The 9,394-nt window shown below is 69.2% G+C and carries 9 protein-coding genes and 1 pseudogene; 8 read left to right on the top strand and 2 right to left on the bottom strand.

What is annotated here, in order from left to right; translation table 11 throughout:
* The 8 genes and pseudogenes from AB0C29_RS20165 to AB0C29_RS20130 all read left to right on the top strand — a co-directional run.
* A pseudogene (locus AB0C29_RS20165) lies at positions 1 to 385 on the top strand (DNA polymerase III subunit gamma and tau); the annotation flags it as partial.
* 95 nt (positions 386 to 480) lie between these two features.
* A complete protein-coding gene (locus AB0C29_RS20160; RefSeq protein ID WP_239130031.1) occupies positions 481 to 789 on the top strand; it encodes a YbaB/EbfC family nucleoid-associated protein in 309 nt (102 codons plus the stop codon).
* Between the two features lie 4 nt (positions 790 to 793).
* The gene (gene recR, locus AB0C29_RS20155; protein ID WP_360546216.1) at positions 794 to 1,387 is read left to right on the top strand and encodes a recombination mediator RecR; all 594 of its coding nucleotides are present in this window, start codon (positions 794 to 796) and stop codon (positions 1,385 to 1,387) included.
* Between the two features lie 147 nt (positions 1,388 to 1,534).
* The gene (locus tag AB0C29_RS20150; protein WP_360822188.1) at positions 1,535 to 3,214 is read left to right on the top strand and encodes an ABC transporter substrate-binding protein; all 1,680 of its coding nucleotides are present in this window, start codon (positions 1,535 to 1,537) and stop codon (positions 3,212 to 3,214) included.
* 91 nt (positions 3,215 to 3,305) lie between these two features.
* The gene (locus AB0C29_RS20145) at positions 3,306 to 4,313 is read left to right on the top strand and encodes an ABC transporter permease (protein ID WP_360822186.1); all 1,008 of its coding nucleotides are present in this window, start codon (positions 3,306 to 3,308) and stop codon (positions 4,311 to 4,313) included.
* Positions 4,314 to 4,327: 14 nt separating this feature from the next.
* Positions 4,328 to 5,269: an ABC transporter permease gene (locus AB0C29_RS20140; protein ID WP_360547110.1), complete on the top strand. Its 942-nt coding sequence runs from the start codon at positions 4,328 to 4,330 to the stop codon at positions 5,267 to 5,269.
* A gap of 6 nt (positions 5,270 to 5,275) precedes the next feature.
* Entirely contained in the window at positions 5,276 to 6,259 is a 984-nt protein-coding gene (locus tag AB0C29_RS20135) for an ABC transporter ATP-binding protein (RefSeq protein WP_360822184.1), read from the top strand.
* Positions 6,256 to 7,365 carry an oligopeptide/dipeptide ABC transporter ATP-binding protein gene (locus AB0C29_RS20130; RefSeq protein WP_360822182.1) on the top strand — a complete coding sequence of 370 codons (1,110 nt, stop codon included), beginning with the start codon at positions 6,256 to 6,258 and terminating at the stop codon, positions 7,363 to 7,365. The genes AB0C29_RS20135 and AB0C29_RS20130 overlap by 4 nt, the downstream gene beginning before the upstream one ends.
* Here the strand turns inward: AB0C29_RS20130 and AB0C29_RS20125 are convergent.
* Together AB0C29_RS20125 and AB0C29_RS20120 are read right to left on the bottom strand one after the other, a co-directional pair.
* Positions 7,362 to 8,969 (bottom strand): beta-N-acetylhexosaminidase, encoded by a 1,608-nt coding sequence (locus tag AB0C29_RS20125; protein WP_360822180.1) that lies wholly within the window; start codon positions 8,967 to 8,969, stop codon positions 7,362 to 7,364. The two genes, AB0C29_RS20130 and AB0C29_RS20125, sit on opposite strands and share 4 nt — an antisense overlap.
* A 52-nt stretch (positions 8,970 to 9,021) precedes the next feature.
* Positions 9,022 to 9,394, bottom strand: a 373-nt coding sequence (locus tag AB0C29_RS20120; protein ID WP_360822178.1) for a hypothetical protein, incomplete at its 5' end; no start/stop codon positions are given.

Here is a 9,394-nt window from a genome sequence, read left to right as displayed (position 1 = left end):
CAACAGTGCACCCGCAGCCGCCGCAGCGCCGGTGACCAGCGGACGACCCCCGTCCAGCGGTCTGGCCGCAGCCCGAGCTGCCGCAGCCGGCGCCGGTCGCGGCACCAACGCGGCCCCACCGGCCAAGACCGGCGCCTGGTCCGACGGCTCACCGACCGAGGAAGCCCCCTACGACCCGGAGTACGACGGCCCACCCCGCCCCGACACCGCCCGGTCCAACGGCAGTGGCCCGGCGAAAGGCGGCCCGGCGTTCGAGGGCTTCGACCCCGGCGACGAGCCGCTCGATGACGTGATCGACGAGAAGACCGCCCGGCAGAGCAGTGAGCAGCAGGCCGTACAGCTGCTCCGGGACGCTCTCGGGGCGGAGAAGATCAGCGAGTCCTGACCCGGTTCCGTGCCGCGCGTGCGGGGCACTGGACAATGGTCGGGACTACCCCCGTTTTAAGGAGCTATGCGATGCGCCCCGGTGGACAGCCGAACATGCAGCAGATCATGAAGCAGGCGCAGAAGATGCAGCAGCAGGTCGCGCAGGCGCAGGCCGAGCTGGCCGAGGCCGAGGTCACCGGTACGGCGGGCGGTGGCCTGGTCACCGTGGTCGTCACCGGGCTGGGCGAGTTCAAGTCCATCAAGATCGACCCGAAGGCGGTCGACCCGGAGGACGTCGAGACGCTGGAGGATCTGGTGCTCGCCGCCATCCACAACGGGTCCGAGGCGGTGCGGGAGCTGACCGAGCAGAAGATGGGTCCGGCCACCGGCGGCCTCGGCGGCCTGTCCCTTCCGGGATTCTGAGCCTGTGTACGAGGGCGCCATCCAGGACCTGATCGACGAGCTGGGCCGCCTGCCGGGTGTGGGCCCGAAGAGCGCCCAGCGGATCGCCTTCCACGTCCTGTCCGCCGATCCCGCCGACGTGAACCGGCTGGCCAGCTCCCTGCGCAAGGTGAAGGAGCTGGTCCGCTTCTGCACGACCTGCTTCAACGTCGCCGAGTCGGAGCAGTGCCGGGTCTGCCGCGACACCCGTCGCAGCAACGAGGTCATCTGCGTCGTGGAGGAGCCCAAGGACGTCGTCGCGATCGAGCGGACCGGTGAGTTCCGCGGTCGCTATCACGTCCTGGGTGGCGCCATCAATCCGCTGGAGGGCATCGGGCCCGACAACCTGCGGATCCGGGAGCTGCTGATCCGGCTCGGCACCGGCGAGGTCAAGGAGCTGATCCTGGCCACCGACCCGAACACCGAGGGTGAGGCCACGGCCACCTACCTGGCGATCATGGTGAAGCCGATGGGCATCGCGGTCACCCGGCTGGCCAGCGGTCTGCCGGTCGGCGGCGACCTCGAGTACGCCGACGAGATCACCCTGGGTCGTGCGTTCGAGGGACGTCGCGCCGTCTGACCGTGCATTGCGATCTTGTTCCGCAGACTGGGAAAAGACACGATCCGATACCAACCCACGATGTGTTCGCCATCAGCGGTTAGGGTCGCGCCAACGGTGACCAATGGTCACCGCGTTTGTCCGTACCCACAGGACGAGGTGAACACGATGCGTGCATCGAGGATGCAGGCGAAGAGGCTCCGGACGGTCATCACCGCCGGTGTCATTGCGGCTCTGGCGATCGGTGCTGGCGGCTGCGCCGACAGTGACCGCGACAGCGGTGGCGACGAAGGCAAGGCCGCTACCGGCGGTACCTTCATCTTCGCGGGCGCCGGAGACCCGAAGAACTTCGACCCGATCTTCAACGATGATGGGGAGTCGTTCCGGCCGATCCGGCAGATGTACGACACCCTGATCGAACATAAGCCCGGCACCGCTGAGCTGCAGGGCGGTCTGGCCGAGAGCTGGAGCAACGACCCGACCGGCAAGATCTGGACGTTCAAGCTGCGCCAGGGCGTCAAGTTCCACGACGGCAGTGCGCTCGACGCCACTGCGGTCTGCGCGAACTTCGACCGCTGGTACAACATGAAGGGCGAGGCCGCCCAGTCCCAGATGATCTACTACGCCGACGTGTTCGGCGGCTTCGCCGGCAGCCCGGACGCCGTCTACGACAACTGCAAGCCGCAGGACGCCAACACGGCGGTCGTGACGATGAAGAAGTACAAGGGCGCCTTCCCGGGCGCGTTCGCGCTGACCGCGTTCTCGATCGCGAGCCCGACCGCGCTGAAGCAGTACGACGCCGACAAGGTGACCCAGAACGGCGACTCCTTCGCGTACAGCGCGTTCGCGAACGAGCACCCGACCGGCACCGGCGCGTTCACGTACGGCGGCTGGAACAAGGCGACCGGCGAGATCACGCTGAACAAGAACCCCGACTACTGGGGCGACAAGGCCAAGGTCGACAAGATGATCATCAAGATCATCAAGGATGAGAACACCCGGAAGCAGGAGCTGCGCGCCGGCACGGTGCAGGCGATCGACTTCCCGGCCCCGGCCGACCGCAAGGCGCTCGCGGGCGAGGGCTACAAGGTGCTCGACCGGCCCGCCTTCAACATCCTCTACCTGGGCATCAACCAGAAGAACCCGAAGCTCAAGGACCTGCGGGTCCGGCAGGCGATCGCGTACGCGCTCAACCGCGCTCAGCTGGTGCAGACCAAGGGCCCGGGCGGCGCGACGGTGGCCGACGAGTTCATGCCGAACACGGTCCTCGGTTACGCCGCGGACGTGCAGAAGTACGACTACAACCTCGAGAAGGCCAAGCAGCTGCTGAGCGAGGCCGGCGCGACCGGTCTGACGCTCAACTTCTACTACCCGACCGAGGTCTCCCGGCCGTACATGCCGAACCCGCAGGAGATCTTCACCGTCCTGGCGAACGACCTGCAGGCCGCCGGCATCAAGGTCAACGGTGTCCCGCGGCCGTGGAACGGCGGCTTCAAGGACGACGTGCAGCAGTTCGGCAAGCAGGACCTGCACATCCTCGGCTGGACCGGCGACTACAACGACCCGGGCAACTTCGTCGGCACGTTCTTCGGCCGCGAGAAGGTCGAGTTCGGCGACAAGGGCATGACCGAGATGTTCGACGCCATCGGCAAGGCCGACGCGACCGTCGACATGGCGGCCAAGAAGACCGCGTGGGAGCAGGTCAACCGCGACCTCGCCACCAAGTGGCTGCCGGCCGTCCCGCTCTGGCACGCCCCGCCGGCGCTGGTCACGACGAAGAACGTCCAGGGTCTGGTGCCGAGTCCTCTCACCAACGAGGAATTCAACACCGTCTCGCTGACCAAGTAGTCCGTAGCACCAGGCACCGCCGCGGCCCGGACCGGGATGATCTCCCGGGCCGGGCCGTCCGGCGCGATTCTGACAGGATGCGTCATTCCTTATGGTGAGAGTCATCTTGCGCCGCCTGATCCAGCTGGTCGTCACCCTCATTGCCCTGACCACCCTGGTTTTCTTCTGGCTGCGCAGCCTTCCCGGCGGGCCCGTCGACGCGTTGCTGGGCGAGCGCGCGACCCCGCAGACCCGCGAGTTGCTGACCCGGGCCCTCGGCTATGACCAGCCGATCTGGACGCAGTACGGGCGCTTCGTCAAAAACGTGGTGACCGGCAACTTCGGGAACTCCATCCGCACCGGCGAGCCGGTGATGGACGTGATCAGCCGGTCCTTCCCGGCGACCATCGAGCTGGCCGTCGCGGCGATCATCATCGCGATCGGGCTGGGCATCCCGCTGGGCTACATCGCGGCCCGGTACCGCGGGCGGTTGCTGGACAACGCCACGATCATCGTCACCCTGATCGGCATCTCGATCCCGATCTTCTTCCTGGGTTACCTGCTCAAGGACCTGCTGACCCAGAACATCCACGTCTTCCCGCCGTCCGGCCGGATCACCACCGGCTCGGACAACACGGACGTGACCGGCTTCTTCGTCCTGGACGGGCTGCTCACCCGGGAGTTCGACGCCTCCGCCGACGCCCTCTGGCACCTGGTGCTGCCGGCCCTCACCCTGGCCACGATCCCGCTGGCGATCATCATCCGGATCACCCGGGCCAGCGTGCTGGACGTCCTGGACGAGGACTACATCCGTACGGCGGACGCCAAGGGCCTGCGCAACACCACCATCCGCAAGCGGCACGTGCTGCGCAACGCGCTGCTGCCGGTGGTCACCACCATCGGCCTGCAGACCGGTGCTCTGCTGGCCGGCGCGGTGCTGACCGAGAAGGTCTACAACTGGGGCGGGCTGGGCACCCTGATCACCGACTCGATCAGTGGCGGCCGTGACTACCCCGTGCTGCAGGCGTTGATCCTGCTCGCCGCAGCCGTCTTCATCGTGGTCAACCTGCTGGTCGACCTCTCGTACGCCGTCATCGACCCGAGGGTGCGTGTGCAGTGAGCGGAACCGGAGGATTGGCGACGCTCGCCGACCACAAGCGCCGCCGGATCGAAGAGCTGACCGCGAGGACATCCGAGGCCGGTGGGGTCAGCCTGATCCGTGACGCCGGTCGCCGGCTGCTGCGCAACCCCACCGCCATGGTGGGCGCGATCATCATCCTGCTGTTCCTGATCATCGCGATCTTCGCGCCGCTGGTGGCCCCGCACGACCCCGTGCAGCGGTTCCCGGAGCTGACCAAGGACCTGACCGTCGACACCATCCCGGGCGCCACCGCCGGGCATCCGCTGGGCAGTGACCCGCTGGGCCGCGACTTCGCGTCCCGGATGATCTACGGCGCCCGGCAGACGCTGTTCGTCGGCGTCCTGGCCACGTTCATCGGCCTGCTGTTCGGCGTCGTGCTCGGCGCGATCGCCGGCGCCGTCGGCGGCTGGCTCGACGTGCTGATCATGCGGCTCACCGACGTCATGCTGGCCCTGCCCAGCCTGCTGCTGGCGATCACGCTGGTGGCCCTGGCCAGCCGGTCCACCCAATGGACGGTGATCATCGCCGTGGCGGTGGTCAATGTGCCGATCTTCGCCCGGCTGCTGCGCGGATCGATGCTGGCGCAACGGGAAAGCGACCACGTGCTCGCCGCCCGCGCGCTGGGCGTGCGGCGGCGCGACATCGTGCTGCGGCACATGCTGCCGAACTCGCTCACCGCGGTCATCGTGCAGGCCACGCTGACCTTCGCGGTGGCGATCCTGGACGCGGCCGCGCTGTCGTTCCTGGGCCTCGGCGACCCGGACATCAACCGGGCCGAGTGGGGCCTGATGCTCGGCGTGGACGGCGTACGGTATTTCGAGGTCCGCCCCGAGCTGGCCTATCTCCCCGCCCTGGCGATCATTTTTGTGGCCCTCGGCTTCACCTTGCTCGGCGAGAGCATGCGCGAGGCGCTCGACCCGAAGAACCGGCGGTGATCAGTCATGCCATTGCTCGACGTTCGTGATCTGTCGGTCGTCTTCCAGCGCAAGGGCGCCAAGCCCTTCACCGCGGTGGACGGCGTCAGCTTCACCGTGGAACCCGGCCAGACGGTCGGGCTGGTCGGCGAGTCCGGCTGCGGCAAGTCGGTGACCAGCCTGGCGATCATGGGTCTGCTGCCGCGCCGCGGCAACAAGGTCACCGGTGAGGTCCGCTTCGAGGACACCGACCTGCTCAAGCTGCGCCCGCAGGAGCTGCGGGACCGCCGCGGCCGGGACATCGGCATGATCTTCCAGGACCCGCTGTCCTCGCTGAACCCGGTGCTCCCGCTCGGCCTGCAGGTGGCCGAGGTGCTGGAACGCCACCAGGGCCGCAGCCGGCAGGCGGCGCTGCGCGAGGCCCGGGGACTGCTCGACGCGGTCGGCATCCCGGACCCGATGCGGCGGCTCAAGGAGTTCCCGCACCAGCTCTCCGGCGGTATGCGGCAGCGGGCGCTGATCGCCATCGCGCTGGCCTGCAAGCCGCGCCTGCTGATCGCCGACGAGCCGACGACGGCCCTGGATGTGACCATCCAGGCCCAGATCCTCACGCTGCTCAAGCAGCTGGTGGAGGAGTCCGGTACGGCGCTGGTGATGATCACCCACGACCTGGGGGTGGTGGCCGGTCTCTGCGACACGGTCAACGTCCTGTACGCCGGCAAGGTTGTCGAGCGGGCCGAGCGGCACGACCTGTTCGCGGAGCCGCGGCACCCGTACACGCACGGGTTGTTGCAGTCGGTGCCGCGGCTGGATCTCGACCGGGGCGGGCGGCTGCACCAGATCCGTGGCTCGGTCAGCGACAACATCCCGTGGTCGGAGGGCTGTGCCTTCGCGCCGCGCTGTGACCGGGTGATCGACGCCTGCATCGGCGACACGGTGCCCCTCGAGCCCACCTTCCGCGGCGGCGCGCTGCGGTGCACGAACCCCGTACCGCAGGAGGTGCCGGTGTGAGCGACGCACTCGTGGAGATCGACGACCTCAAGGTCCACTTCCCGATCAAGAGCGGACTGCTGTTCGACCGTACGGTGGGTTATGTCTATGCCGTTGACGGTGTCTCCCTGAAGGTCAAGCGGGGCGAGACCTACGGCCTGGTCGGCGAGTCCGGCTGCGGCAAGTCGACGCTGGGCCGCGGCCTGCTCCGGCTGGTCGAGCCGACCAGCGGCGGGATCACCTTCGACGGCACCGACGTGCGCTCGCTCAAGGGCGAGCAGATGCGGCTGTTCCGGCGCCGCATCCAGATGGTGTTCCAGGACCCGCTGTCCAGTCTGGACCCGCGGCAGTCGGTGGAGTCCCTGCTCGTCGAGGGGCTCAAGGCACACGGCCTGCACAAGGACAAGGCCGACGTGCAGAAGCGGCTGAAGTCCACCCTGGACTCGGTCGGTCTGCCGGCCTCGGCGCTGAACAAGTATCCGCACGAGTTCTCCGGCGGGCAGCGGCAGCGGATCGGCATCGCCCGGGCCCTGGTGCTCGGCCCCGAGCTGATCGTGGCCGACGAGCCGGTGTCCGCGCTGGACGTGTCGATCCAGGCGCAGGTGGTCAACCTGCTCGGTGACCTGCAGGACTCGCTGGGGCTGACCTACCTGGTGATCGCGCACGACCTGGCCGTGGTCCGGCACATCTCCGACACCATCGGCGTGATGTACCTGGGCTCACTGGTCGAGGAGGCGGACGGCGACCAGCTGTACGACCGGCCGCTGCACCCGTACACCAGGGCTCTGATGTCGGCCGTGCCGGTCCCGGACCCGCAGGTGGAGGACCGGCGGGAGCGGATCCTGCTGGCCGGCGACCTGCCGTCGCCGGCCAACCCGCCGAACGGCTGCCGGTTCCACACCCGCTGCCCGTGGGCGCAGCCGACCCGCTGCGCCAGCGAACGCCCGGAGCTGCGGGTGTTCGACGACTCCGGCCAGCGGGTGGCCTGCCACTACGCCGAGGAGATCCTCAGCGGCCAGCTCAAGATGCATGAGGTACGGGCCGAGATCGTCCGCCCGGATTCGACCACCGCGCCCTCCGCGGGCGGGGAGCTGATCCAGACCCCGACGGACCTGCCGACCCCCTAGCTCCAGTCGATCTGCGGCGAGGGATAGAAGTCGACGCCGCGTGCGGTCCATCGGGGGCCGTACGCGGCGAGCCGCTCGCGGAACGACGCCCAGTCGTGGGTGCTCGGCGGTGACCAGCCCAGCTCGGCGATCGCCGGCAGGCGGGGGAACGCCATGAACTCGATGTCGTCCAGGTCGCGCAGCGTCTCCGACCAGAGCGGCGCTTCCACGCCGAGGACCGCGGAGGCGGGCAGGCCGGTGAGGCGGGTCGCCGGGTCCCAGTCGTACGCGGTGCGGACCTCGATGTAGCCGGCCCAGGACAGGCCGAGCGGCGTGTTCGCGTCGTACTTCTGATCGATGTAGGCCTTGTTGGCCGGGGACATGACCACCTTGGTGCCCCGGGCCGCGGCGGCCACCACGGTCGGGTTGGTGGTCGCGGTGTCCCAGAACTGGGCCACGGCGTTCGCGGAGGCCGGCGACTTGGTGATCTCGTTCCAGCCGTACGCGGTCTTGCCGTACTTGGCGACGAGCGGAAGCACGCGCTGCTGGAAGGTCAGGTAGTCGGCGTCGGTGGTGGCGTGGGCCTCGTCGCCGCCGATGTGCAGGTACGGCCCCGGCGTCAGCGCGGCGAGCTCCCGGATGACGTCCTCCACGAACCGGTACGTCGTCTCCGAGCCGATGCACAGCGAGCTGTAGCCGACCGCGGTGTCCGTACGCGGTGGCGGGGCCACGCCGTCGCAGGTCAGCTCGGGATAGGCCACCTGGGCGGCGTTGACGTGCCCGGGCATGTCGATCTCGGGCACGATCGTCACGTGCCGGGTGGCCGCGTACCGGACCAGGTCCCGGTAGTCGGCCTTGGTCAGGTAGCCGGGTCCGGTGCCGTCGACGCCGGTGCCGGGCCCGCCGCCGACCGTGGTCAGCCGTGGCCAGCTGTCGATCTGGATCCGCCAGCCCTGGTCGTCGCTCAGGTGCAGGTGCAGGTAATTGATCTTGAAGCGGCTGATCTCGTCGACGTACGCCTTGATCTCGTCCGGGGTGTGGAAGTGCCGCGCCACATCAAGCATCGCCCCCCGGTACGCGAACCGCGGATGGTCCACGATGCTGCCGCCGGCCACGCTCCACGCCCGGCGCACGACAGTCCGGGACTCGATCTCCCGCGGCAGCAACTGGCGCAGCGTCTGCGTCCCGGCGAAGAGCCCGGCCGCCTTGTTGGCCCGGATGGTGATGCTCCGGCGGTCGACGCTGAGCCGGTAGCCCTCGTCCCCGAGCTGCACGTCATCGGCGCCGAGCAGCAGCGAGATGGTCGGCAGCACGCGCGGGGCGGCGGGCAGGACGGGCAGCGGATAGCCGGTCGCCGGTCGCAGCGCGCGGGCGAACTGATCACCGACGGCCCGGGCCGCGGCCGAGCCGGGCTGGGTGCGGATCACGGTGAGCGGCCCGAGCGAGAAATCACGACCGGCGAGCGGGCGGACTTCGACGGGTACGGGGATGACGCTGCCCAGCGCCGGGGGAGCTGTGACGCCGGCGGTGGTTGCGGGGGCAGCCGCCGCTGGGGCGGACAGTGCGGCTGCCGGCAGCGTTAAAGCGGCGACGAGGAACATGCGGGTCACGACAGGTCTGGCCACGACCCGACGCTACATTCGGGCTCGTCTATCTGTAAAGGTTCCGTGCAGTTGATCAGCCCTCGGGCCGGTTCAGCAGCCCGACCGCGATCGCGTGCACGGCGTCGAGGTCGGCCGGGTCCTTGAGGGTGGTCTTCGCGCCGGTCACGGCATACCACTCGTCGGCGTCCTTGTACTGCGCGCGGATGGTGACCTGGTCGCCGGAGAGTTCCGTCTGGAGGGTCACGTCGCCCGTGATGACACCGGCCTCGTCGGTCATCACGCCGCCCTGACCGGCGACGATGTCGGTGGTCCGGCTCGTCGCCGCGGGGGCAGGGGCCGCGGTCGCGGGAGCGGTGGTGGCCGTGGGGGCAGCAGCCTCGGGGGCCGCAGCCTCAGCTGCGGAGGCCGGCTCGGCTGCCGCGGCGGCCGGCTCGGCGGCCTGCTCC

Source organism: Actinoplanes sp. NPDC048791 (assembly GCF_040650095.1).
Lineage (GTDB): Bacteria > Actinomycetota > Actinomycetes > Mycobacteriales > Micromonosporaceae > Actinoplanes.
This window is presented reverse-complemented; position numbering and strand designations above follow the sequence as displayed.

Coding starts and splice junctions, on each gene's coding strand:
- AB0C29_RS20160 (WP_239130031.1), top strand. CDS start 481: ATGCAGCAGATCATGAAGCAGGCGCAGAAGATGCAGCAGCAGGTCGCG.
- AB0C29_RS20150 (WP_360822188.1), top strand. CDS start 1,535: ATGCGTGCATCGAGGATGCAGGCGAAGAGGCTCCGGACGGTCATCACC.
- AB0C29_RS20145 (WP_360822186.1), top strand. CDS start 3,306: ATGGTGAGAGTCATCTTGCGCCGCCTGATCCAGCTGGTCGTCACCCTC.
- AB0C29_RS20135 (WP_360822184.1), top strand. CDS start 5,276: ATGCCATTGCTCGACGTTCGTGATCTGTCGGTCGTCTTCCAGCGCAAG.